At 45.4% G+C, this 23,760-nt stretch carries 22 protein-coding genes and 1 other RNA gene; 16 read left to right on the top strand and 7 right to left on the bottom strand.

Annotated elements, in window-relative coordinates; all coding sequences use genetic code 11:
• Nucleotides 1–153 precede the first annotated feature (153 nt).
• The 7 genes from ABDB98_RS09845 to ABDB98_RS09815 all read left to right on the top strand — a co-directional run bounded on the left by ABDB98_RS09845 (nt 154) and on the right by ABDB98_RS09815 (nt 10,106).
• Nucleotides 154–1,395: a LysM peptidoglycan-binding domain-containing protein gene (locus ABDB98_RS09845; RefSeq protein ID WP_438420057.1), complete on the top strand. Its 1,242-nt coding sequence runs from the start codon at nt 154–156 to the stop codon at nt 1,393–1,395.
• 80 nt (nt 1,396–1,475) lie between these two features.
• Nucleotides 1,476–2,066 (top strand): superoxide dismutase family protein, encoded by a 591-nt coding sequence (locus tag ABDB98_RS09840; RefSeq protein WP_438420056.1) that lies wholly within the window; start codon nt 1,476–1,478, stop codon nt 2,064–2,066.
• A 77-nt stretch (nt 2,067–2,143) separates the two neighbouring features.
• Complete coding sequence (locus ABDB98_RS09835; protein WP_060962554.1) at nt 2,144–3,034, top strand: AAA family ATPase; 891 nt, start codon at nt 2,144–2,146, stop codon at nt 3,032–3,034.
• Between the two features lie 10 nt (nt 3,035–3,044).
• Nucleotides 3,045–4,961, top strand: coding sequence for a vWA domain-containing protein (locus ABDB98_RS09830; protein ID WP_438420055.1), 1,917 nt, complete (start codon nt 3,045–3,047; stop codon nt 4,959–4,961).
• A 227-nt stretch (nt 4,962–5,188) separates the two neighbouring features.
• The gene (sucA, locus tag ABDB98_RS09825; protein WP_438420054.1) at nt 5,189–8,023 is read left to right on the top strand and encodes a 2-oxoglutarate dehydrogenase E1 component; all 2,835 of its coding nucleotides are present in this window, start codon (nt 5,189–5,191) and stop codon (nt 8,021–8,023) included.
• Nucleotides 8,024–8,038: 15 nt separating this feature from the next.
• Complete coding sequence (odhB, locus tag ABDB98_RS09820) at nt 8,039–9,286, top strand: 2-oxoglutarate dehydrogenase complex dihydrolipoyllysine-residue succinyltransferase (RefSeq protein ID WP_047474626.1); 1,248 nt, start codon at nt 8,039–8,041, stop codon at nt 9,284–9,286.
• Nucleotides 9,287–9,359: 73 nt separating this feature from the next.
• Nucleotides 9,360–10,106: an MBL fold metallo-hydrolase gene (locus ABDB98_RS09815; protein WP_438420053.1), complete on the top strand. Its 747-nt coding sequence runs from the start codon at nt 9,360–9,362 to the stop codon at nt 10,104–10,106.
• 27 nt (nt 10,107–10,133) lie between these two features.
• Here the strand turns inward: ABDB98_RS09815 and ABDB98_RS09810 are convergent, their stop codons facing one another.
• Nucleotides 10,134–11,105 (bottom strand): bile acid:sodium symporter family transporter, encoded by a 972-nt coding sequence (locus ABDB98_RS09810; protein ID WP_438420052.1) that lies wholly within the window; start codon nt 11,103–11,105, stop codon nt 10,134–10,136.
• A 204-nt stretch (nt 11,106–11,309) separates the two neighbouring features.
• Here ABDB98_RS09810 and ABDB98_RS09805 point away from each other — a divergent pair, with 204 nt between their 5' ends.
• Nucleotides 11,310–12,647, top strand: coding sequence for a sodium-dependent transporter (locus tag ABDB98_RS09805; protein ID WP_060962558.1), 1,338 nt, complete (start codon nt 11,310–11,312; stop codon nt 12,645–12,647).
• A gap of 39 nt (nt 12,648–12,686) precedes the next feature.
• On the opposite strand, the gene ABDB98_RS09800 is transcribed toward ABDB98_RS09805, so the two are convergent.
• From ABDB98_RS09800 to ABDB98_RS09790, 3 genes are all read right to left on the bottom strand, one after another.
• Complete coding sequence (locus ABDB98_RS09800; RefSeq protein ID WP_060962559.1) at nt 12,687–13,532, bottom strand: superoxide dismutase; 846 nt, start codon at nt 13,530–13,532, stop codon at nt 12,687–12,689.
• On the bottom strand, nt 13,529–15,412 hold the full coding sequence (locus tag ABDB98_RS09795; protein WP_438420051.1) for a terpene cyclase/mutase family protein: 1,884 nt from the start codon (nt 15,410–15,412) through the stop codon (nt 13,529–13,531). Before ABDB98_RS09795 ends, ABDB98_RS09800 begins: the two co-directional genes overlap by 4 nt.
• A gap of 95 nt (nt 15,413–15,507) precedes the next feature.
• Nucleotides 15,508–16,995, bottom strand: coding sequence for an aldehyde dehydrogenase family protein (locus tag ABDB98_RS09790; RefSeq protein WP_045926171.1), 1,488 nt, complete (start codon nt 16,993–16,995; stop codon nt 15,508–15,510).
• Nucleotides 16,996–17,177: 182 nt separating this feature from the next.
• On the opposite strand from ABDB98_RS09790, the gene ABDB98_RS09785 reads away from it, so the two are divergent.
• The gene (locus tag ABDB98_RS09785) at nt 17,178–17,381 is read left to right on the top strand and encodes a DUF6501 family protein (protein ID WP_007407979.1); all 204 of its coding nucleotides are present in this window, start codon (nt 17,178–17,180) and stop codon (nt 17,379–17,381) included.
• Between the two features lie 373 nt (nt 17,382–17,754).
• A complete protein-coding gene (locus ABDB98_RS09780; protein WP_003153783.1) occupies nt 17,755–18,099 on the top strand; it encodes a PH domain-containing protein in 345 nt (114 codons plus the stop codon).
• 44 nt (nt 18,100–18,143) lie between these two features.
• Here ABDB98_RS09780 and ABDB98_RS09775 read toward each other — a convergent pair whose 3' ends face one another.
• Complete coding sequence (locus tag ABDB98_RS09775; protein ID WP_003153785.1) at nt 18,144–18,377, bottom strand: hypothetical protein; 234 nt, start codon at nt 18,375–18,377, stop codon at nt 18,144–18,146.
• Nucleotides 18,374–18,646 (bottom strand): hypothetical protein, encoded by a 273-nt coding sequence (locus ABDB98_RS09770; RefSeq protein WP_060962562.1) that lies wholly within the window; start codon nt 18,644–18,646, stop codon nt 18,374–18,376. Before ABDB98_RS09770 ends, ABDB98_RS09775 begins: the two co-directional genes overlap by 4 nt.
• A gap of 73 nt (nt 18,647–18,719) precedes the next feature.
• Between ABDB98_RS09770 and ABDB98_RS09765 the strand changes: the two genes are divergently transcribed.
• Entirely contained in the window at nt 18,720–19,202 is a 483-nt protein-coding gene (locus tag ABDB98_RS09765) for an Hsp20/alpha crystallin family protein (protein WP_060962563.1), read from the top strand.
• Here ABDB98_RS09765 and ABDB98_RS09760 read toward each other — a convergent pair.
• Complete coding sequence (locus ABDB98_RS09760) at nt 19,189–19,422, bottom strand: hypothetical protein (RefSeq protein WP_438420050.1); 234 nt, start codon at nt 19,420–19,422, stop codon at nt 19,189–19,191. The two genes, ABDB98_RS09765 and ABDB98_RS09760, sit on opposite strands and share 14 nt — an antisense overlap.
• A gap of 92 nt (nt 19,423–19,514) precedes the next feature.
• Between ABDB98_RS09760 and ABDB98_RS09755 the strand changes: the two genes are divergently transcribed.
• The 5 genes from ABDB98_RS09755 (at nt 19,515) to recQ (ending at nt 23,537) form a co-directional block, all read left to right on the top strand.
• Complete coding sequence (locus ABDB98_RS09755) at nt 19,515–19,895, top strand: hypothetical protein (RefSeq protein WP_438420049.1); 381 nt, start codon at nt 19,515–19,517, stop codon at nt 19,893–19,895.
• Nucleotides 19,896–19,978: 83 nt separating this feature from the next.
• Nucleotides 19,979–20,470, top strand: coding sequence for a TraR/DksA family transcriptional regulator (locus tag ABDB98_RS09750; RefSeq protein ID WP_438420048.1), 492 nt, complete (start codon nt 19,979–19,981; stop codon nt 20,468–20,470).
• 144 nt (nt 20,471–20,614) lie between these two features.
• The gene (locus ABDB98_RS09745) at nt 20,615–21,241 is read left to right on the top strand and encodes an FMN-dependent NADH-azoreductase (RefSeq protein WP_003153791.1); all 627 of its coding nucleotides are present in this window, start codon (nt 20,615–20,617) and stop codon (nt 21,239–21,241) included.
• A gap of 224 nt (nt 21,242–21,465) precedes the next feature.
• Nucleotides 21,466–21,651, top strand: a non-coding RNA gene (gene ssrS, locus ABDB98_RS09740) — 6S RNA.
• 107 nt (nt 21,652–21,758) lie between these two features.
• Complete coding sequence (gene recQ, locus ABDB98_RS09735) at nt 21,759–23,537, top strand: DNA helicase RecQ (RefSeq protein WP_438420047.1); 1,779 nt, start codon at nt 21,759–21,761, stop codon at nt 23,535–23,537.
• The last annotated feature ends 223 nt before the right edge of the window (nt 23,538–23,760 follow it).

Raw genomic sequence — 23,760 nt, 5'->3', positions numbered from 1 at the left:
TCTATTTATGTAAAATGTGTGGCATTAGTGATGATTTAGGGTGTAAATGAAACGGAAATGATGTCGACTTCTGCATGAATCCTGTATAACAGGCGGCGTTTGAAGAAAAGGAACGCCCCTTTCAGCAATGATAAATAGGAGGTTTTTCGTTATATGAAGAAAAAAATCGCAGCCGGTCTGGCTGTATCTGCAGTAATGACTTCAACCTTCGCGGTGCATCCCGCTGAAGCAAAAACCATTCAAGTAAAAAACGGCGATTCTCTTTGGAAGCTTTCCCGACAATATCATACAAGCATTTCAGCCCTCCAGGCGGAAAACAAATTGAAATCAACGATCCTTTACCCCGGACAGCGGCTGAACATTCCTGACGGCAGCAGCACACATAAAACAAATCAAAAGGAAAAACGAAGCACGGGCGCTTACACGGTTACATACGGAGATTCCTTATGGGTGATCGCAAAAAAATACCGCATGAGTGTTTCGGAGCTGAGAAGCCTGAACCGTTTGAGCTCAGATGTCATCTATCCGGGCCAAAAACTGAAAATTAAAGGGTCTGCCCCCGGCACGGACAGAGGCGGCAAACAGACAAAACCTGATAAAGCCGCATCAGGGACTTACACTGTAAAACCGGGTGATTCGCTTTGGAAAATCGCCAATCAAATCGGCATCACCATCGCTGAACTGAAAAAGCTGAATCAATTAACGTCAGACTTGCTGTATCCGAACCAAGTGTTAAAAACCAAAGGCTCTCCACATAACGGAAACAGCGGCACAACACCGCCATCTCATCCAAACCCTTCTGAGAAGCCGTCCACATACAAAGTAAAAGCAGGCGATTCCCTCTGGAAAATTGCCAATCGGTTCGGCATCACCGCCCAGCTCATCAGAGAAAAAAATAAACTGACAACTGATGTGCTGCAAATCGGACAAGTTCTCGTGATAAACGGGACGGAAAAAACAGAAGACCCTGTGCGCCAGCCGGAAAACAACCCGGCAAAGCCAAACAAACCTCATACTCCAGAACCTCCGGTGACAGGGTCAAAGATTGACAGAATGATAGGCGAAGCAAAAAAATACGTCGGCGTGCCTTACCGATGGGGGGGCAATACGCCTGCGGGATTCGATTGCAGCGGCTATATCTATTACCTTTTAAATAAGGTAAGCTCTGTTTCACGTCTGAGCACCGCCGGATACTGGAATACAATGAAACAAATCAGCCAGCCGTCAGCAGGCGACTTCGTCTTCTTTACGACATATAAAGCGGGCCCTTCTCATATGGGAATATATTTGGGCGGAGGAGATTTCATTCACGCAAGTTCCTCCGGGGTTGAAATTTCAAACTTAAGCAATCCATATTGGAAAAAAGCTTATTTAGGAGCGCGCAGTTATTTTTAAAAAAAGCCTTTCGGGGCTTTTTTTGTTTACTATATTTATGTTTTGACAAGACTGATGGGTAAAAATAAGGGGGAGAAAGCATGAACCGTCTCTTGCTTTTTCTCATGCTCGCATCAATCACGCTTGGCGGCTGCGGAGGCAGGACCGATCCAGTTCCTCCCAAAAAACATGAAGAAAGCCGCGCATTGGAAGCGTCAGCATACCGCGAGCATGCCGGACTCATCAATCAAAAAGGTAAAAACATCGGATATATTGAAGTGAGAGATTCTGATGAGGAAGGGTCAGACATCCATATATCAGCAGGACATCTGCCGCCGGGCGCTTCTCTCGGGTTTCATATTTATGAAAAAGGGGTATGCCAGACACCTGATTTCGAATCAGCCGGCGGTCCGTTCAACCCTTTGAACAAAGAGCACGGCTTCAACAATCCGATGGGGCATCACGCCGGGGATCTCCCCAATCTTGAAGTGGGGGCTGACGGTAAAGTGGATGTCATTATGAACGCGCCGCAGACTTCTTTAAAAGAAGGAAGCAGACTCAGCCTGCTTGACCGGGACGGGAGCGCGTTCGTCATTCATGAACATACGGATGATTATTTAACAAACCCGAGCGGAAATTCCGGAGCCAGAATCGCCTGCGCTCCTCTGACAAAAAGCGCCCGCAGGGAATAAGCCCTTTTGTATTGAGTATACAAGGGCTTTTTTAGTATACTCGGTTATGGAATATGAATGGAAAGGAAACATCACCTATGACTTCAGAATTACAGCACTTATCACTGCCCCAAGATATACAAAACAAACTGCAAGCTTATCAGAATCATCCCGTTTCCCAAGAATTTCAGGAGTTAATCGGATCATCGGGCTATGAGGCCGAAGATAAAGCAATTATATTTGATGCGATCATCGCTTTGACAATGGGAAAAAATATCTTATTAAAAGGACCTACAGGTTCAGGGAAAACAAAATTGGCGGAAACGCTTTCGAACTATTTTCATAAACCGATGCACAGCGTCAACTGCTCTGTAGACCTTGATGCAGAAGCGCTTGTCGGTTATAAAACGATTGAAAATGAACACGGGCAGGCGACAATTGAATTCGTTCCCGGACCGGTAACAAAGGCAATGAACGAGGGGCATTTTCTATACATTGACGAAATCAATATGGCAAAGCCTGAAACCCTTCCGATTTTAAACGGCGTGCTTGATTACAGAAAAATGATGACGAATCCGTTTACAGGAGAAGTGATTAAGGCGAGCGAAGGATTCGGTGTAATCGCCGCCATTAATGAAGGCTACGTCGGCACCGTGCCGCTGAACGAAGCCCTTAAAAACCGCTTTGTCATTATTGATGTTCCGTATATTAAAGGAAGCCTTCTGAAGCAGGTTCTTACCTCTCAGTCTGTCTTAAAAGATGAGAAATTAATTGAGCGTTTCATGACATTGTCTTCTGATTTAATCGCACAAGCGCATAACGGACAAGTGTCAGAGGAAGCGGCGTCAATCAGGGCTCTCATTGATACGTGCGACTTGGCTGCGTATATTCCGCCGAAACGGGCGATTGAAAGAGGCATCGTGGAAAAGCTTGATGATGACAGAGAGAAAGCCGCTGTCAGAAATATTGCAGAAACGCTGTTCGAATGAGGGATATACAATGAAGTTTATCAAATTTAACGACAGCACGATCGATTCATTTTTGTTCATGATGCTGACTGATCTGGCCAAAACACTGACCAGGAGCAGTGAAGTGGAAGTGGAATACGGCGTGCAGTCTTACTACAATCCCTTTGAAAAGAAAATTTACATGAGCCACTTTTGGAAAGACAGATCAGCCGGGGATATGGAAGCCGGCTTGAAAAGCGATGTGTATTTGCGCGCTGTCGGAACACGCAGCAGCTCATTCCGTGAATTTGCCGGGTTTTTAAATGACGTCCGCCGGCACTTCACCCGCCAAAGCTTTGCAAAGCAGCTGTTCATGCTGCTTGAAGATATCAGAATTGAAGAGCTGATCAAGAAAGAGCGGCCGGGAACGAAACGTGTATTTCAGAAGCGGAGAGAAATGTACAGGAAATACTTCACAACACAGCTGACATTGAACTTGGAACGGAGTATTTTCACCGACGCTTTGTATTGCGCGATGTTTGTCAAACTGACGGCTGAGTCTCCGCTTGAAGGCATTCCCTCCATGCAGGAAGATATTGATATGATGATACCGTATATTGAACGCCAGCTCATCCGGGTGTATGAGGCCGAATCTACGCAACAGATCGCAAAAATAACAGAAGACCTCATGGAAGGCCTTGATGAAGTGCTGGAGAAAGATATGCTGAACACCTACTTCTTTCTGCCTGAACTTGATTACGAGAAAGCGGCTGAAGAGCCTTTATTCGAGAGCATCAAAAGAGCGCCGTCATTAAGCGACGATATCACGCTCCCTGAGTCTTCCGACGGAGATGAAGATATCCATGAAGAGAAAATGAATACGTGGCACCGGGAAACTGAAGCGCCGTCAAAAAGTTTCCTTCAATTTGATATTGAACACGGCGCGAAATCAGACCTTGGGAATGACGCCGCCAGAGAAGGCGATGACGGTGATCAGGCGCTCGGCTCCGTTCAAGGCTCAGCACGCCAGACAAAAAGAGAGGATTATTCCCAGCTGGAAGCGCTTGAATCCAGGCAGGATGAACACAGGGGAGCGGGACTGGCTGACGGAAAAGAAAACAAATTTGCCTTCCCGGTTTACCAAACACCGCACAAAGCGTCTCTGGAAGATGAACAGTCTTATAAAGAGCAGGCGAAAACGATAGAATCATATCAAAAGCGCCTGAAGCAGATGATACAAAAAACACTTGAGCACAAAAAAACGCTCCCGCGGACCGATCTTCATGCAGGCAGGCTGAATCGCAAGCTGCTCCGCTACTTTACGGAACGGAATCCGCGCCTTTTCTATAAAAAGCAGGACCCGTCTTCAGAAATTGACGCTGTGTTTACACTGCTTGTCGATTGTTCGGCCAGCATGTTCGACAAAATGGATGAAACAAAGAGAGGAATCGTCCTTTTTCATGAAGCATTGAAATCAGTGTCCGTTCCGCACCAGATCGTCGGTTTTTGGGAGGATACAAACGAAGCGACCGAAACGAGCCAGCCGAACTTCTTCAATACGGTGATTCCGTTTGAAGAGTCGCTGCTGCAGGCGGCGGGTCCTTTGATCATGCAGCTTGCGCCGGAGGAAGATAACAGAGACGGATATGCCATCAGACAAATGACAAAACAGCTGATGAGGCGGAGTGAGGCACAAAAGTTTTTAATCGTGTTTTCAGATGGGGAGCCCGCAGCGTTCGGCTACGAACAAAACGGCATCGTCGATACGAGCGAGGCTGTCATCGAAGCGAGAAAAAGAGGGATAGAAGTCATAAATGTTTTTCTGTCCAATACCGCGATAGAAGAATCCCAGATGAAAACCATTCAGGATATGTACGGAAAGTACAGTATTTTTGTTCCGGACGTCGATCAGCTCCCCGATGTGCTGTATCCGCTCTTGAAAAAACTGCTTCATAAAAGCATAGGATAAGCTTTTTCCTATGCTTTTTCGCTTTTTATTTTAAAATGATTTAATTTTTTCGTTATGGATCTGTTTTTTTTACTATTTTGTGAACAATCAAGGTAGAATCCAAACGCAATCAGTGGTAAAATATCCTTGGAAGCGTTTTTATTACATAATTTTGGGCACAGCGTTCAAAAGTTATTTCAAGATAGTGAAATGATCACTTGATTATCTAGGTTGGGGGTAATATTCAAATGTTTCAAAATAATATGAAACAAAGAATGAATTGGGAAGATTTTTACGGACCGAACCTCGGCTACGCACTGGAGCTGTACGACCAATATGCTGAAGATCCAGACAGCATTGATCCGGATCTGAAAGACATGTTTGACGAACTCGGCGCTCCGCCAAGCCAGATAAAAGAGGCATCGGGAACAAAGGAACAGGGACGCATCACCGCAGATCTGATTCAAAAGATCGCAGCAGCAGTTAAACTTGCAGAAGATATTCGAACCTATGGCCATCTGAACGCTTCCGTCAATCCGCTCAGAAAGGATCAAATAAAGAGCGAGCTCTTTCCGTTATCCGAGTACGGGCTTACAGAAGAAGAACTGAAAGCAATACCCGCGTCTGTCATCTGTAAAGACGCACCTGCCAATATAACGAACGGCTTAGAAGCCATCCAGCATTTACGCAATACGTATAAAAGAACCATCTCCTTTGAATTTGACCATGTGCATGATTTCGAAGAGCGCGCATGGATTACAAAAATGGTCGAATCCGGAGAACTGTTCCGGAAAAATTCACCGGAAAAACTGTCAGCCGTTTTAGAAAGACTGACGGAAGTAGAAGGATTTGAACAATTTTTACACCGGACATTCGTCGGTCAGAAACGTTTCTCAATTGAGGGATTAGACGCGCTTGTGCCGGTTCTTGACGACATTATCGCCCAGTCTGTGAAAGCAGGCACAACCAATGTCAATATCGGAATGGCGCACAGAGGCCGTTTAAATGTCCTCGCGCATGTGCTCGGAAAACCATATGAAATTATTTTCTCAGAATTCCAGCACGCGCCGAATAAAGATCTTGTACCGTCTGAAGGCTCAACCGGAATCAGCTACGGCTGGACGGGAGATGTAAAATACCACCTCGGTGCAGACAGACAGCTTCAGGATGCTGAAACCAAAAGCGCGCGGATTACGCTCGCGAATAACCCGAGCCACCTGGAATTCATCAATCCGATTATTGAAGGAAGCACGCGGGCGGCACAGGAAACAAGAACGCAAAAGGGGTACCCGGTTCAAGAAGAAACAAAATCGCTCGCCATTTTAATTCACGGTGACGCAGCGTTCCCGGGAGAAGGAATTGTCGCTGAGACGCTGAACTTAAGCTCTCTGAAAGGCTATCAGGTCGGGGGGGCCATTCATATCATCGCCAATAATATGATCGGCTTTACAACTGAAAGCGATGAATCCCGTTCTACTAAATATGCCAGTGATTTGGCGAAGGGCTATGAAATCCCGATCGTTCATGTCAACGCGGATGATCCTGAAGCATGCCTGTCAGCCGTTAAGTTTGCGGTCGAATACCGGAAGCGTTTCAATAAAGATTTCTTAATCGATTTAATCGGTTACAGACGGTACGGTCACAATGAAATGGATGAGCCGTCCACGACACAGCCGATGCTGTATGACGCCGTCAGAAAACACCCGACTGTCAAGCGGATCTTTGCGGAAAAACTCGTAAGTGAAGGCCTGATCAGCGAGGAAAAAGCGCAAAACATTGAAACGGCAGTGACAAAACGAATCGAAGACGCCTATAAAAAGGTGCCCGCCAAAAAAGAAGACGCCGTACGGGAAATCGAATTGCCGGAACCGGTGTCCAACGGTTTTCCTGACGTTGACACAGCCATTGATTTTGATGTTCTCCGCAAGCTGAACGGCGAACTCATCAACTGGCCGGAATCCTTTAACGTGTTCGGCAAGCTGAAAAGAATTTTGGAAAGACGCGCCAAAGCGTTTGATGATGATCGTAAAGTGGAATGGTCATTGGCTGAATCGCTTGCGTTTGCTTCCATTTTGAAAGACGGCACGCCGATCCGGCTGACCGGACAGGATTCAGAGCGCGGAACGTTCGCTCAGCGAAACCTTGTTTTGCATGACAGCGAAACAGGAGAAGAATTTGTTGCGCTCCATCATTTAGACGACTGTGCTTCTTCATTTACGGTGCATAACAGCCCGCTTTCTGAAGGGTCGGTTCTCGGCTTTGAATATGGGTACAACGTGTATTCGCCTGAAACGCTTGTGATGTGGGAGGCGCAGTACGGGGACTTTGCCAATGCGGCTCAAGTCTATTTTGACCAATTCATCTCTGCAGGACGGGCAAAATGGGGACAAAAATCAGGATTAGTCATGCTGCTCCCTCACGGTTACGAAGGACAGGGGCCTGAACACTCCAGCTCCCGCGTCGAGCGGTTCCTGCAGCTGGCGGCAGAAAACAACTGGACGGTGGCCAACCTGACAAGTGCGGCTCAATATTTCCATATTTTAAGAAGACAAGCGAAAATGCTGCTTCGTGAGGAAATCCGTCCGCTTGTGATCATGACGCCGAAGAGCCTGCTGCGCAATCCGAATACGGTATCTGAAGTGCAGGAACTGAGCGAAAGCAGATTCAAGCCGGTCTATGAGCAATCCGGTCTTTCCCACGCTTACGAAAAAGTGACTCGCGTCGTGTTATCAAGCGGAAAAGTGTCAATTGACATCAGCGATCACTTTAACAAAATGGAAGGCGATAAAGATTGGCTTCATATTGCCAGAATCGAACAGCTGTATCCGTTCCCGGCAAAAGACGCGAAAGAACTTTTCGCCAAACTGCCGAACCTGCAAGAGATCGTTTGGGTTCAGGAAGAGCCGCAGAACATGGGGGCTTGGAGTTATATCAGCCCATATCTGACGGAAATCGCGCCGAAAGGAGTAAATGTTCAATACATCGGCCGAAGAAGACGATCCAGTCCCGCAGAAGGAGATCCGACAATCCACAAAAAAGAACAGGAACGCATTGTATCTGATAGCTTGACTCGCAAAAACTAAGGGGGAAATGTAAAAATGGCGGAAATTAAGGTACCTGAATTAGCAGAATCAATCTCAGAAGGAACGATAGCCCAATGGTTAAAGCAGCCCGGTGACTATGTAGAACAGGGTGAGTATTTGCTTGAACTGGAGACGGACAAAGTAAATGTTGAATTGACAGCAGAAGAATCGGGTGTTCTAAAAGAGGTATTGAAAGATTCGGGTGATACCGTCCAAGTAGGAGAAATTATCGGCACCATTACAGAAGGCGCTGGCGAAAGTTCTGCACCTGCCCCTTCAGAAAGTGCTCCAGCCAATGAACAAACGAAAGAGGAAGCAAAAGCTGAACCGGCTGCTCAAGAAGTCAGCCAGGAAGCACAATCAGAAACAAAATCAAAAACGGTTGCGTCTCCGGCTGCACGCAAGCTGGCAAGGGAAAAAGGAATTGACCTTTCACAAATTCCGACGGGGGACCCGCTCGGCCGCGTACGCAAACATGATGTGGAAGCTTATGAAAAGCCGGCTCCAAAACCTGCGGCACAGCCGAAACAGCAGGCTCAAAAAACACAGCAAAGCTTTGACAAACCTGTCGAAGTGCAAAAAATGTCCCGCCGCCGACAAACGATCGCGAAACGATTGGTTGAAGTGCAGCAGACTTCTGCGATGCTGACGACGTTTAATGAAGTGGATATGACGGCGGTTATGAATTTAAGAAAACGCCGTAAAGACCAATTTCTTGAGCAAAATGAAGTAAAACTCGGTTTCATGTCGTTCTTCACAAAAGCCGTCGTGGCAGCATTGAAAAAATATCCGCTCCTTAACGCTGAAATTCAAGGCGATGAGCTGATCGTGAAAAAGTTTTATGATATCGGTATCGCTGTCGCGGCTGAAGAAGGGCTTGTCGTCCCAGTCGTGCGTGACGCTGATCGTCTGACATTCGCCGGCATAGAAAGAGAAATCGGCGAACTCGCGAAGAAAGCGCGAAACAATAAATTAACATTAGGTGAGCTGCAAGGAGGCTCCTTCACGATCACAAACGGAGGTACATTCGGCTCGCTTATGTCAACACCAATCCTAAACAGCCCTCAGGTTGGGATCTTAGGTATGCATAAAATTCAGCTGCGCCCTGTAGCGATTGATGCCGAGCGCTCTGAAAACCGTCCGATGATGTACATCGCTTTATCATATGATCACAGAATTGTAGATGGCAAAGAAGCGGTCGGATTCCTTGTCACCATTAAAAACCTGCTTGAAGATCCGGAACAGCTGTTGCTGGAAGGGTAATTTGTGTCAGATGAAAAGTACACTGCTTTTACAAGCGGTGTACTTTTTTTATTGAGGAAAGGGAGAAATGCAGATGAAAAACTGTTATCCGCTTGAGATTAAATTTGAACATAATGGAGAATGGCATTCTATCACGCCGGTTCTTCTGCAAGACGAACATGACACGATTTTAATAGACTGCGGATATCCCGGCTTTACAAAACACCTTCAACATGCTGCTGCCCGGCGCGGTATGCCGCTTCATTCATTGACGAAAATCATTGTAACGCATCACGACATAGACCATATCGGCTCACTCGCTGCATTGCACCGTTTGTATCCGGATATCAGCGTGACAGCACACGAACATGAAGCGCCGTATATTGACGGCTCCAAAAAATCTTTACGGCTTGAGCAGGCTGAATCAACGTTTTGTTCATTGCCAGAGGAAGCAAAACCTCATGCAAAACAGTTCATCCGCTCGCTTCAATCAGCCGAATTCGCTCCGATTCACCGGACAGTTACTGACGGCGAGCTGCTGCCTTGGTGCGGAGGCATTCGCATTGTGGCCACGCCGGGTCATACACCCGGCCATATCAGCCTTTATCTGCCTGCCGAAAAAATAATGATCACAGGCGATGCGGTCGTTATTGAAGACGGAAAGCTGAATCTTGCTCATCCCGGCTATACGTTACATATGGGAGATGCGGTCCGTTCCGTAGAGCGGCTGCTCGATTACGATATCCGCCAATTGATTTGTTATCATGGAGGTTTATTTCAGGGGAATGTAAAAAAAGCGCTTTTGCGCCTGTTTCGTGATCTGCAGAAAAAACAAGGATAGAGCGGCAGCCGCCCTATCCTTGTTCAGTTATGAAAGCGGAATCTTTGCCGTTTCATCCTCTTCTGCGCTGTTTTTTCCTTTTTTCTTAGACCAATAGGTGGCAAGAGCAGATCCTGACAAATTGTGCCATATGCTGAAAATCGCACTAGGTACGGCTGACAGAGGGGAGAAGTGTGCTGTCGCAAGCGCCGCGCCCAGTCCGGAGTTTTGCATCCCGACTTCGATCGCAATCGCTTTTTGCGAAGCATAATCCATTTTGAACAGCTTTGCAGTCAGGAATCCTAACAAATATCCGATTCCGTTATGTAAGATGACGACTGTCACAATCAGCAGTCCTGATTGAAGCAGATGTTCACGATTTACGCTTACAACAGAGGAAACAATCGCTACGATGCCGATTACCGACACGAGAGGAAGCGCGTGAACGGCTTGGCCGACTTGTTTTTTGAAGAGCAGCTTCACAATTATACCGAGGATGATCGGTAAAAGCACGGCTTGCATAATGGAAACAAAAAGTGAGCCGAAAGAAACAGGGAGCCATTCTTTTGCAAACAGCATAATAAGTGCCGGCGTTACAATAGGAGCAAGCAATGTTGAGATTGTAGTGACCGCAACTGAAAGCGCCGTATTGCCTTTTGCCAAAAAGGTCATGACATTTGAGGCGGTACCGCCCGGACAGCATCCGACCAAAATGACGCCCGCTGCAATTTCTGCGGGGAGGCGGAGCCCGGCTGATAAACAGAAAGCCGTAAGCGGCATAATCGTAAACTGAGCAACGACTCCGATGATGACATGCCAAGGTTTTCTGATTAATTCCTTAAAATCGTCTGTTTGAAGAGTAAGCCCCATTCCAAACATAATAATACCTAGAAAAACCGTCATATAAGAACTGATCCAAGAAAACAAATCAGGATAGGCAAATCCTAAACCAGCAAAGACGATCACCCATAAGCCGAAAGTTTGTCCCGCAAACCCGCTTATTTTTTTCATCCATTCCATAAACACAGCTCCTTTTTCATCCAATCAATCAAGTCAGAAAATCTGACTGACTTTTCTGTATTCCATTATAAATAATATTCTGAATAATTCAATATTAAATATAAGTTTTTTATAATTATATTATGTCAACTAATATCTTCTTGACTATTCAGACATATATTCTTACAATTGATTTTTATACTGAAATGAATTGGGAGTGCTGAAGTGAAAGAAGCTAATCAATGGTCATCTAAGCTGGGATTTATTTTAGCTACTGCCGGCTCTGCAATCGGGCTCGGCGCAATATGGAAGTTCCCTTACGTAGCGGGAACCAGCGGAGGCGGCGCTTTTCTGCTCGTTTTTATTTTATTTACGGTTTTAATCGGACTGCCGCTTCTGCTTGCTGAATTTATTATCGGCAGAAAAACGCAAAAAAACGCCGTTGAATCTTATAAGGCGCTTGCGCCGGGGAAAAAGTGGCATTGGATCGGATATCTCGGAATCATTACGTGTTTTATTCTATTATCCTTCTACAGCGTAGTGGGGGGATGGATATTAATCTACATTATAAAGGGCTTTACAGGCGGTTTATCGCTCACATCCGGATTTGATACGTTATTTATCGATACCATTTCAAACCCTTATGCAGCGGTTTTTGGCCAGCTGCTGTTTATCGTGCTGACGATTTTAGTTGTTGCAAAGGGGGTAAGCAGCGGCATCGAAAAAGTAAGCCAGGTGCTGATGCCGGCTCTGTTTATTCTCTTTATTCTTCTAATGATTCGCTCAGTTACGCTTCATGATGCAGCGAAGGGATTAAAATTCTTCTTCATGCCCGATTTCGGCGCGATGGACGCCAATACCATTTTATATGCGATGGGACAGTCATTTTTCTCGTTAAGCGTCGGAGTATCCGTAATGGTTACATACAGTGCGTATTTAGAAAAAGAAGAAAATATTGTTCAATCCGCTGTATCAGTGACGGTATTAAATGTCCTTGTTGCCGTGATGGCGGGCGTGGCGATTTTTCCGGCGGTGTTTTCATTCGGCCTAAAGCCGGATCAGGGCCCGCAGCTTTTGTTTAACGTGCTTCCGACCGTCTTTAACCATATGCCGTTCGGCATCGTGTTTTTACTCGCCTTTTTGCTGCTGTTTTTATTTGCGACGCTGACATCGGCTTTTTCAATGCTTGAGATTTTGGTTGCCGTTTTGTCAAAAGGCGATTCGGCAAAACGAAAGCGGTATGCATGGATTGGGGGACTTGCCATCTTTATTGTCGGGGTGCCTTCTGCGCTGTCGTACGGAATATTGAGTGATGTTTCAATTTTTCACCGCAGTATTTTTGACGCCGCGGACTTTCTCGTCAGCAATGTCTTAATGCCGCTGGGCGCGCTTTTAATTGCCGTTTTCGTCCCGCTGAAAATTCCGAAACAGGCGCTGTTTGATGAACTGAAAAGCGGTTCAGGGATTAAACGGAAATGGTTTGCAGTCTGGCTCCTGTTAATTCGTTATGTGTCTCCTGTAGCCATTATTATCGTTTTTCTGCACGTGCTCGGTATTTTTTAAATGAAAAGAAGCAAGCCCCCGTTCAAAACGGGGGCTTTTTTAATAAAGCGGCCACATTACGCGGTGCGCTTGCTCGAACCGTTTCTCCGCCTCCCGCCAATCAACGACATTCCACCATTGATCCACGTAAGCCGCTCGGTCGTTTTTATATTGTAAGTAATAAGCGTGTTCCCACACATCCAGCGGAAGCAAAGGAATGACGTCCCACTGGCTGTAGAGCTGATGCTTCTCAGCGGCCAAAATCTCCAGCCGCCCGGCGCGCGGCGCCCAGACTAGGATAGCCCAGCCGACTCCTTCGACTTTTTTCGCCGCTTGAGAAAATTGCTCTTTAAAAGCGGAGTAGCTTCCGAATGACACATCAATCATTTGAAAGAGCGCCCCCGTCGGCCGTCTTTTTCCGTTTGGGTTCATGGAAAACCAGAAAATACTGTGCAAATAATGGCCGGCGCCGTGAAACGCCAATTGCCGCTCCCAATGCGCCACTAAGTCGTACTGTTTCATCTGCCGCGCTTTTTTCAGCTCCAGTTCAGCATGATTCAGGCCGTCAACATAGGTCTGATGGTGTTTTGTATGGTGAAGTTTCATGATTTCCCTTGAAATATACGGTTCTAGTGCGGAATAACTGTAAGGCAGTTTAGGCAGTACATGCTTGCCGATCGGCACAAAAGCTCTGCGCTCATCCGGCTCTTCCGATTGGGTAATGTCCCGGTAAAGTCCTGATGCCTGTTCGTACCATTCCGCCTCCGTTAATCCATCATCCTGAAGAGTGTGAAAAATCCGGTCGATTTGTGCCGCGAAGCGATCGAACCGGCCTTGCTGAATGACTTGTTCCTTCAAGGTTTCACACCAATTCAGCATCTCGGTTTGATAAGCGTGCCGTTTCATTTTTCTTCCTCCTTTTCACTCACTTTCATAAAAGTGCTGAGCGCAAGCAAAGAAAAGACATACGGGTAGCTGTGATACTTGATGTAAAATTGTTTCGGAAGGCCGATTCCAGTCGGATAGCTGAAAGGAGCTCCCTCGTAATGCCGGTTTTCAATAAGAAAAGATATGCCTTTTGTGATGGCCTGGTGATGCGGTTTTTCGTATTGCAGCAAAGCTTCCGCAGCCCATGCCGTCTGTATAACCGTTCCGTAAGAAAGGGGGACATACGTTTTGATTTCTGCGCTTTTACAGGATTCTCCCCAGCTTCCGTCCTCGTTTTGAATAGACTTCAGCCAGCGGATCGCTTTTTTTACGGCCGGGTGGTTTTGGCTGACACCGCAAGCTTTCATGCCCGTCAGCGCAGCCCATGTTCCGTAAATATAACAGACACCCCATCTGCCGTACCATGAACCGTCCTCTTCTTGATGGCGGAACAGCCATTGGATGGCTTTTTCAATCTGGGGGTGATCAGAAGAAAGCCCCGCTTCCCCTAAACAGTGAAGCACCCGTCCGGTTAAGTCGCTTGTTGAAGGATCAATGGCAGCTTCCTCAGCCGATTCAAGCGGGAGCAGGCGGATCAGCGGATGATTGACATTTTTCTCAAAAGCAGAGAAGCCCCCGTCACTGTTTTGCATGGACAAAAGCCAGCTCAGTCCGCGTTCCCACGAGCCGGGATAAAGTTTTCGCGGGATGGCTTTGAGCACTGCTGCTGTGTCATCACAATCAGGATTATTCGTATTGATGTTTGAAAAACCCCATCCTCCCGGTTCTGCATGCGGGTTGTGGACGGCCCAATCCGCCACTTTCGTCTGCTGCCGTTCACGCAGAAAGCGGGCGGCGCTGGTTATCATCTGATCGTTATCTGAAATGCCGCTTTTCATGAGCGCATAGTTGAGAAGCGCCGTATCCCAAACGGTCGACGTTGAATTTTCCAGATACGGTATATTGCCGCAAGACGTGAGTAAAGCTTTCGTGCCGGCAAGCGCTTTTCTGATAACGGGGGAGTGGCGTGATACACCAAGAGCAAGCAGGCTGTACACCATAAAAATAGTGGCGCTCGCATAGCTGTACAATGTGCCGTCTGCTTCAATCCGGTCAAGCATATACGTTTTGGCCGTACGGAGACCAAGCTGATGAAAAGCGGCGGGAATCTGCAAAAGCCGTTTCCAATGCGCAAATAGAGAAGAGAGATCTCTGTCCTCTTCCTGATCGGAACGAAGCCATGTAAACGGATTTTTGGTCATATGCCGATCTAAGTGCGCGAGAGACGGGACGTTTGGATTTTTCAGTGAAAATCTTTTATTAAGCGTCACAGCCATCGGCACAAAATGGATCCGCGCGTATGTACTGAACTGATAAAAATGCAGCGGAAAAGAGGGGGGAATCACTAAGAAAGATAATGGCAGGTGCAGTGCGGGCCACGGATAAAGGCCGTTTGCCGCAAGCATCCACTTTGTCATGAAATGTACGTTCCGCAAGCCGCCGTTAGAGATGATAAAACGTTCGGCCTGAATCATATGCGCCTCAGAACGGTTATATAAGCCGGAAGCCAGCAAGCCGACATAGCCCTGTACAGTGGCGGTCACATTTCCCTTCCGTTCATCGGGATAATTGGCAAATGTTCCGTCCGGACGCTGCTTTGCGCGGATGCCTTTTGCAAGCTCAGCGATCAGTTCTTTATCATTGTCTCCGAGAGAAGTGAGAAGGAGGATCAGAAAGGCGTTTGTCAAAATCGGACCTTCAAAACAAAATGACCATGAGCCGTCAGCATTTTGCTTTTCTCTTAATAGGGAGATGGTTTTCTTTTGACGGCTTCTGACTTTTTCACGAATTGTGCTCACACTCGCTCAACTCCTTCAGAAGCATATATATTCATATGCAAAAGGCGGCATGACACAAAAAAGAAACTGCTGGCAGGCAGCAGTTTCTCGTTTTATTAATCTTCCAGACTGATCCAGACGCTTTTCACTTCTGTATAATTATCCAGTGCGTAAGAGCCCATTTCCCGTCCGAGGCCGGATTGCTTATAGCCGCCGAAAGGAGAGGCCGCGTCGAATACATTGTAGCAGTTGACCCAGATGGTGCCGGCCTGGAGACGGTCAGCAATGTAATGGGCGTTTTTCACATTCTCAGTCCAAAGTCCGGCTGCAAGGCCGTATTCCGAGCGGTTCGCACGCTCAATGACTTCATCTACTGTATCATACGGAATAGCGGCTAAAACCGGGCCGAAAATTTCTTCTTTTGCGATGGCCATGCTGTCATCCACGTCCGCAAATACTGTCGGGGAGACAAAATACCCTTCTTCAAACGGACAGCTTCCGCCTGTAACAGCTTTGGCGCCTTCTGCTTTTCCTTTTTCAATATAAGAAAGCACGCGTTCATGCTGTTCCTTACTGACGAGCGGACCGATTTGCGTATCTTGGTGAAGACCGGCTCCCTGCCGAAGCGATTTCGCATATGAAACCATTTCGCTTACGACCTCATCATATTTATCTTTGTGAATGAAGACACGGGAGCCGGCACAGCATACCTGCCCCTGATTAAACATGACCCCGTTTAAAGCGCCGGGAATGGCTTTTTTCAAGTTGGCGTCAGGCAAAATGATGTTAGGTGACTTACCGCCAAGCTCCAGCGTTACGCGCTTGATACTTTTCGCGGCTTTCTCCATAATTTTTTTGCCGATTTCTGTAGAACCGGTAAAAGCGAGTTTATCGACATCGTCATGGTTGGTCAGCGCTTCCCCGGCCGTCTCGCCGAACCCGGGAACAATATTGATAACGCCGTCAGGGAAGCCCGCCTGATCAATTAATTCAGCTAAATAGAGGGCGGTCAGCGGTGTCTGCTCCGCCGGTTTCAAAACGATTGTACATCCTGTGGCAAGGGCGGCGCCCATTTTCCACATCGCCATAAGGAGCGGGAAGTTCCAAGGGATGATTTGCCCCACGACGCCGACAGGCTCATGGCGGGTGTAATTAAAATATGAGCCGGCGACCGGAATCGTTTGTCCGGTTATCTTTGTGGACCACCCGGCATAATAACGCATATGCTCAATTGCCAGCGGAATATCTCCATTCGTCGTTTCATTAATCGGTTTTCCGTTATCAAGTGTTTCAAGCTGCGCGAGTTCAGTTTTGTGCTCTTCCATTAAATCGGCAAGCTTATACATCAGCCTGCTTCTGGAAGCGGCCGGCATAGTGCGCCATTCGCCGTGATCAAAGGCTTTGCGTGCCGCTTTCACTGCACTGTCAATGTCTTCTGCCTGTGCCTCGTAAAGCGTCATCAAAGTTTCTCCGGTTGCCGGGTTCGGTGTGACAAAGGTTGATCCTGAAGCGCTCGGAACAAATTTTCCGTCAATATAAAGCTTCTTCGTGCCTTGCAAAAATGTTTCCAGCCTTTTTGTGATCTGCATCGTTAAAGAACTCATTCGTAACAAACCTCCCGAATTTTTTTATGGTCTGTTTTGAGCATCTTGATGTCCGCGCAAAGTAAGCGCATACAGTCATTCTATAATACAGACCCAGGTAAAATCAATTGATAACCGTTATTGCAATTCACAAGAAAAAACGGCTACAATAAGCTTATCGATGAAGAAAAGGAGTTTTACAGATGATTCATAATAATTGGCAGACAAAAGAAAGCGTTAAAAAGGTAAAATGCGTACATACAGATGCGAAAAAATACATTGTCAAAAACGTACTGACGCCCGGCAAAGAGTATGAAGTCAAAAATGAAACAGAAGAATTTATTTTTGTCGTGGACAATACAAATAAAGTCGGCGGCTTCTACAAAGAGTATTTTGAAGAAGTCTAAAGCTGAATGAATTTATTTTGCTTCAGCATGTTCGGAAAAAGCCACGGACAAATAAGGAACAATTGAAGATACGGATCGTTGATGTTTTGTTGAAACCGCGGCATTCAGAGGCCGCGGTTTTTTACAGCGGTAAGAAAAAACTGACTTTTCGAAAAAAATATGGTTTTCTTGAAACCTTTTCTTCTGCAAAACCGTATTACTTCATAACAGAGCACCTTTCGCGAAAAGGCTTATCCGATGAACGTTCTGAAAATGTAATCTGTTCGTAATGGTTTAAATGCTGTCTATGTCGTATTCTTATATAGGGATAAAGAACTTATTTTTTTAAGTATTTGATAAAATATAGTATAGAAGCAGAAAGTGGGGTTCTTCATTGGGAATTTTTTCTGTCAGCAGATCAACCGACACAAAAAAGCTGGAGGCTTTGCTCGTTGAGGGAGAACGGATTGAAACGATTTATAAACTGCGGGTTGACCAAATATGCTTTACAAATAAACGAGTGATTTTCTTTGATAATAAAATGTTCTCCAAAAAGAAAGTGCGCGTCTTCCTTCCATATAAAACAATTGAAAGCTTCGCCATTCAAGAAGCAGGGATGTTTGATCCTGATACGGGCCTCGTATTAATGACAAGGGGAAAAACATTCGAATTGGAATTTGCAAAAGAAACGGACTTGACCGAGGTTCAAGCCATTTTAACAAAATACTTATGCAGCTAAATATGACATAAAAGCCATCCGAATGCAGGCGGATGGCTTTTTTATTAGATAATGCTTGTTTTTCCGGAGTTCGAATCAATGAGATCCGGATCAGCAATAGAACTGATGGGGATATAAATCGGCGCCAAATCACCATTTTCTTCACCGAATCCATAGTTAATCTTATTTGATAAAAAATAATCGATTTGCTGATACGGGCCGATCGTAATGGAAGAGCCCCGGTCGACCGCATTCACTTTAAAGCCTCCTACATTGACCAAAACCGGCGAAAACATCATAATGGGTCTCCTTTCCCGGCGGGGATTTTGCCGCATGCTGACTCGAAGGCAGACGGAGAATCAATTTGATCTCTGTCATCCACTTTGCCGTTCGTGCCGATGAAGCCGCTTGCATCCCCGAAGTTCTGTCCGTATCCTTGATTCTTTTTATCGGAATTCTGCCATTCCGCCAGTAAATTCTGTCCGACATTCACCGCTGAAGCATTTTCAAAGGAATTAATTTTCAACATGAAAATATTAATATTGATATATGGAGTTGGTTGAACCACAGGCAAACCTCCTTTAATACAGGTGTATGCCGGCTGTTATGACCGTATGCTTAGACAGGAGGGCGATAAAAAAATGGATTTCGATAAGATGAAGCAATGGATGGAAATGGCGCAAAACATGTCCGGCGGTGATTTTTGGAAAAACATTTTTGATGATGAGCAATTGAAAACATTTCAAAACGGTCATTCTCATTTTCCCTTTCAACAGGGAGATGGGCAAATGAGAAGAAATGAGGATGCTTTTCCTCTTATAGATATAGTGGAAACCCATGATGAACTCCAATTTTTGCTGTATCTGCCCGGCTATCGGAAACAAGATGTTCAGCTTTTGTCCTACGGAGAATACATTGTCGTAAAAGGCACGAGAAAATCCTACTTCAATGAACAGGATTTTAAACAGAAGGCTGGAAAATACGGCGATTTCGAAAAAAAACTCGATCTTCCTCATTCCGCTCAGGGAACGAAGGGGATGCAGGCGGTATTCAAAGACGGAATTTTATATATATCAATTGCTAAACATTTGGGGGATGCAAACCATATTATTATCGAAGGCTGACCTTATTTGCGGTGCCGTCTATCAGATCTGAATCATCAATACTCATGATGGGGATAGCGACCACAGTGAAATCTCCGCTTTGTTCACCATATCCTTCATTTCTTTTATTAGCGGCAGTGCGCCTCAGTATAACGGAAGAACCGGTGTTAAAAGTCGCTCCGCTGCTGATTCCGTTCATTTTTATATGCTCAAAGTTAATAACGGATGGAAAAAACATCATCATTCACCTCCTTTTTGTATACCATGTTTATATATTCGCAATACGGGACGCCTAGAACTTTCCAAGAGTGACGGGGAAAGAAGTGATTTTCTTTGAAAAAAATAATGAAAGAGCTTTTCAAAAAAGTATGTGAAGAAGAATTAGACAGGCTTCAGAAAGTGGAACAGCAGCTTGATGAGCTTCAGAATAAATGTCATTCTGAACCCCAAACGGCTGAAGGGGAAAAAACGTATGTCCATATCGAGAGCGTCAAAGTGGACAAAGTGGAATACAACATTGACTTTGAAAAGCTGAGTATAACAGAGATGAGCGGTGTGCTGAATATCGGCGCCACATACCATACGCCGGAGCACCAGCTTAAAAAAGCCGGCGCTGAAGAATTTAGGGACAACCAGGATAATGATCCTGTGAGAGAAAAAAGACAGACAAAACAGCAGACACCGAGTGTCAACATCAGGGGGAGAACACATTGAGACCCATTGTTTCAGCGGTCTTTTTCGAGGGTATGTAATAACTGAAAGCAACAGGAATACAGACGAAAAAGGAGATGCTGAATATGTCATTATCAAAAGAACAGCGGGACAGCCTTTACCATAAATTAATCGATTTAAAGGACGGTCTTCAAGGAGAATCAAAAGAAAAACATTCAATGAGCGAAGACACGGGAGAACTGTCAAACGGAGTAGATAATCACTTAGCTGATCACGGAAGCATTTATTTGGACAGGGTTACGAATCAGACTTTGGATGAAGTCGATCAGAATCTTTTAGATGAGGTGAATGCCGCACTTGAGCGGATGGATAAGGGAACATACGGGATATGCGAAAAAACGGGAAAAGAAATCCCTTATGAAAGGCTTGAAGCCGTTCCGTACGCCAGAATGACCGTTGAAGCGCAGCGGGAAGCAGAGGGGGATGTGGAAACAGACGCCCCTTCATATGAAAGGGAATTTCACGAGCAGGTGAAAGACCTCTCAAATAAAGAAACCGTTGATCAAAAAAGCTCACAAACTTACGAAATCCTGGATCGCGAGCAGGATTCACAATAATATCAGCAGGTACATTCATATGTACCTGTTTTTTTATTCCATAAAGAATCTCAGAATCGAAATAAAATCATTGACTTTATATAAAAAAGAAAGTAACATACTATTTGTAAGTAAATATTAAAAGTTTACCGGGAGGAATTTAGAATGTCTCAAGTATTATTTGTAAAATCAAGTGACCGTACGGCTGAAGAAGGCGTATCCGTAAAATTATACGAAGCGTTTCTCGCTGCTTATAAAGAAAACAATCCGAATGATGAAGTGATCGAACTTGATCTTCATAAAGAAAACCTTCCTTACCTCGGAAGAGATATGATTAACGGAACATTCAAAGCTTCAAAAGGAATTGAAATGACAGACGAAGAGAAAAAACAAGCGTCAACGGCTGACATTTACTTAAACCAATTTGTCAAAGCTGACAAAGTCGTGTTTGCATTCCCGCTTTGGAACTTCACAGTGCCTGCTGTGCTTCATACTTATGTTGATTACCTGTCTCGCGCAGGGGTTACTTTCACATACACGCCTGAAGGCCCTAAAGGTCTGATGGGAGATAAAAAAGTAGCGCTCTTAAACGCACGCGGCGGCGTATATTCTGAAGGACCGATGGCTTCTCTTGAAATGTCATTAAACTTCATGAAAACTGTTCTCGGCTTCTGGGGAGTTCAAGATCTTCACACTGTTGTCGTTGAAGGCCACAATGCTGCGCCTGATAACGCTCAAGCGATCATTGAAAAAGGACTGCAAGAAGCGAAAGATCTGGCTGCAAAATTCTAATCTAATTGCCGAAAACTCTTGCACCCCTATAGGGTGTGAGAGTTTTTTCTATTATATATAGAAGAAACTGGTGACAGCTTTCGCAGCAATCTTATATTGATATATTGATATTTTGTCGAAAAAACAACTTTTATGGAGAAAAAAGCATTTTTTGCACAGAAAAAAGGTTTTCTGTAAAAGAATTAACCCCCTTGCCAAAATACGACTGATGGTGTAGGATATAAGAGAAGCTACATTGTTCGTATTGTTAATTAAGTTTTAACCTTTAAGCTGTAATAGGGAGTTTTATATCGAAGCCGGAATGTCATGCCTCCATTGCAGAGGACGACAGGAACGCTTCTGCAAACACCCACTTTGAGGAGTGGTGGTTTAAAACTTTCTTACTTGCGTACGGCATACGTAGCGAAAGCCATTTCCCTTGCGGAGATGGCTTTTTATTTTGGTCTGCCTATGAGCAGAATTTTTTATCAGTATGATAAAATAAAAGAATCAAAGACAAAGTGAGGTTTTACGACATATGCTGGATCAAGCCGAATCCCTTCTGGCGCATTATTTTGGCTACGACAGTCTTCGCGCGGGGCAAAAACAGGCGATACAATCAGTTGCAGAGGAGAGAAAAAACACGGTCTGCATTATGCCGACAGGGGGCGGAAAATCAATCTGCTATCAGATTCCCGCACTGCTGTTTGAAGGAACCACAATCGTTATTTCCCCTCTTATTTCCTTAATGAAAGATCAAGTCGACGCGCTTGAAGAAGCGGGTATCGCGGCAGCTTATATTAACAGCTCTCAGACAAGCCGTGACATTCATGAGCGCCTGAACGGTTTGAAGGAAGGGGCTTACCGGCTCTTTTACATCACGCCGGAGCGTTTGACTTCTCCTGAATTCATTCACATCCTGCAGAATATTACGGTTCCTCTTGTCGCCATTGACGAAGCTCACTGTATATCGCAATGGGGGCATGATTTCAGGCCGAGTTACCGGAATATCGAAATTCTTTTTAATGAATTAAAAGAACCGCCCGTCATCATCGCGCTAACGGCGACGGCTACGCCTGAGGTTCATGATGACATCTGCAAGCAGCTTCACATCAATAAAGAACAAACTGTGTATACCGGTTTTGCCAGAGAGAATTTAACATTCAAAGTCGTAAAGGGCGAAAACAAAGACCGGTTTATCGAGCAGTACCTCGAAAGAAATAAACACGAAGCCGGCATTATTTATACAGCGACCAGAAAAGAAACGGACCGTTTATATGAGAAATTAAAACGCAGCGGCATCAATGCCGGCCGTTATCACGGCGGATTGGCGGATGGTGACAGAAAAGATCAGCAGGAGCGGTTTCTTAACGATCAGATACAAGTGATGGTTGCTACGTCCGCTTTCGGAATGGGAATCGATAAGAGCAACATCAGGTTCGTTCTGCACGCCCAGATTCCGAAAGATATGGAGAGCTATTACCAGGAAGCCGGACGAGCCGGGCGCGACGGCCTCAATAGCGAGTGCGTGCTCTTGTTTTCGGCGCAGGATATTATGGTGCAGCGTTTTTTGATAGATCAATCGGCTGCCGGAGAAGAAAAACAAAAGCAGGATCTCAAAAAACTGAGGCAGATGGTGGATTACTGTCATACCGAAGATTGCCTGCAGCGGTTTATTCTGAAATATTTCGGCGAGAATGAGGCGGAAGCTTGCGGAGCATGCGGCAATTGCACTGATACAAGAAGCGCGCATGACGTCACTAAAGAAGCGCAGATGGTATTGTCATGCATCATCAGAATGAATGAGCGTTTCGGAAAAACGATGGTGGCGCAGGTGCTTAGCGGGTCAAAAAATAAAAAAGTGCTGGAAAACGGCTTCAGCAGCCTGTCCACTTACGGCATTATGAAGCATCAAACCGCATCTGAAATCAGTGATTTTATCGAATTCCTTATTTCAGATGAATACATCAGAATGGCAGACGGGACTTTTCCGACGCTTATGGTCACCCAAAAAGGAAGGGACGTTCTGCTTGGAAAGAGCGCAGTCGCGAGAAAAGAAGCCTTACAGGCCGCCGCCGTCACCGAAAATGATGAATTATTTGAGATTCTCCGGCGTCTCCGCAAAGAGATCGCAGCGGAACAGGGCGTGCCTCCATTTGTCGTGTTCTCAGATCAGACGTTAAAAGATATGTCGGCGAAACTTCCGAAAACGGATCATGATCTTCTTTCTGTAAAAGGGGTAGGGGAACAAAAACGATTGAAATACGGAGCGCTTTTTTTAGAAGAAATCCGAAATTATGTAAGAGAAACAGAGTGAAACAAATGTTTTTATAGAAATTTGCACATTGTGTTTTACAGCCGCGCCGGAAAAATCAGAAGCTTGAAAACCCTTGCTGTATCAAGGTTTCAGCAAGACTTACCAAGTGAGAGAAATGTTTCATGTAAAGGAACTGTAATCTAATTCAAATCGTTTTGTTATTGAACTGACATTTTCATATGTTACGATATCACCTGTTAGCCGCCAATAAAAAGCTAACAAG

This window comes from Bacillus siamensis (assembly GCF_051628075.1).
Taxonomy (GTDB): domain Bacteria; phylum Bacillota; class Bacilli; order Bacillales; family Bacillaceae; genus Bacillus; species Bacillus siamensis.
This window is presented reverse-complemented; position numbering and strand designations above follow the sequence as displayed.

Excerpts from the sequence above, each read along its gene's own strand:
- ABDB98_RS09845 (WP_438420057.1), top strand. The coding sequence starts at position 154 with ATGAAGAAAAAAATCGCAGCCGGTCTGGCTGTATCTGCAGTAATGACT.
- ABDB98_RS09840 (WP_438420056.1), top strand. The coding sequence starts at position 1,476 with ATGAACCGTCTCTTGCTTTTTCTCATGCTCGCATCAATCACGCTTGGC.
- ABDB98_RS09835 (WP_060962554.1), top strand. The coding sequence starts at position 2,144 with ATGACTTCAGAATTACAGCACTTATCACTGCCCCAAGATATACAAAAC.
- ABDB98_RS09830 (WP_438420055.1), top strand. The coding sequence starts at position 3,045 with ATGAAGTTTATCAAATTTAACGACAGCACGATCGATTCATTTTTGTTC.
- sucA (WP_438420054.1), top strand. The coding sequence starts at position 5,189 with ATGTTTCAAAATAATATGAAACAAAGAATGAATTGGGAAGATTTTTAC.
- odhB (WP_047474626.1), top strand. The coding sequence starts at position 8,039 with ATGGCGGAAATTAAGGTACCTGAATTAGCAGAATCAATCTCAGAAGGA.
- ABDB98_RS09815 (WP_438420053.1), top strand. The coding sequence starts at position 9,360 with ATGAAAAACTGTTATCCGCTTGAGATTAAATTTGAACATAATGGAGAA.
- ABDB98_RS09810 (WP_438420052.1), bottom strand. The coding sequence starts at position 11,105 with ATGGAATGGATGAAAAAAATAAGCGGGTTTGCGGGACAAACTTTCGGC.
- ABDB98_RS09800 (WP_060962559.1), bottom strand. The coding sequence starts at position 13,532 with ATGAAACGGCACGCTTATCAAACCGAGATGCTGAATTGGTGTGAAACC.
- ABDB98_RS09790 (WP_045926171.1), bottom strand. The coding sequence starts at position 16,995 with ATGAGTTCTTTAACGATGCAGATCACAAAAAGGCTGGAAACATTTTTG.
- ABDB98_RS09785 (WP_007407979.1), top strand. The coding sequence starts at position 17,178 with ATGATTCATAATAATTGGCAGACAAAAGAAAGCGTTAAAAAGGTAAAA.
- ABDB98_RS09775 (WP_003153785.1), bottom strand. The coding sequence starts at position 18,377 with ATGATGTTTTCGCCGGTTTTGGTCAATGTAGGAGGCTTTAAAGTGAAT.
- ABDB98_RS09765 (WP_060962563.1), top strand. The coding sequence starts at position 18,720 with ATGGATTTCGATAAGATGAAGCAATGGATGGAAATGGCGCAAAACATG.
- ABDB98_RS09760 (WP_438420050.1), bottom strand. The coding sequence starts at position 19,422 with ATGATGTTTTTTCCATCCGTTATTAACTTTGAGCATATAAAAATGAAC.
- ABDB98_RS09750 (WP_438420048.1), top strand. The coding sequence starts at position 19,979 with ATGTCATTATCAAAAGAACAGCGGGACAGCCTTTACCATAAATTAATC.
- ABDB98_RS09745 (WP_003153791.1), top strand. The coding sequence starts at position 20,615 with ATGTCTCAAGTATTATTTGTAAAATCAAGTGACCGTACGGCTGAAGAA.
- recQ (WP_438420047.1), top strand. The coding sequence starts at position 21,759 with ATGCTGGATCAAGCCGAATCCCTTCTGGCGCATTATTTTGGCTACGAC.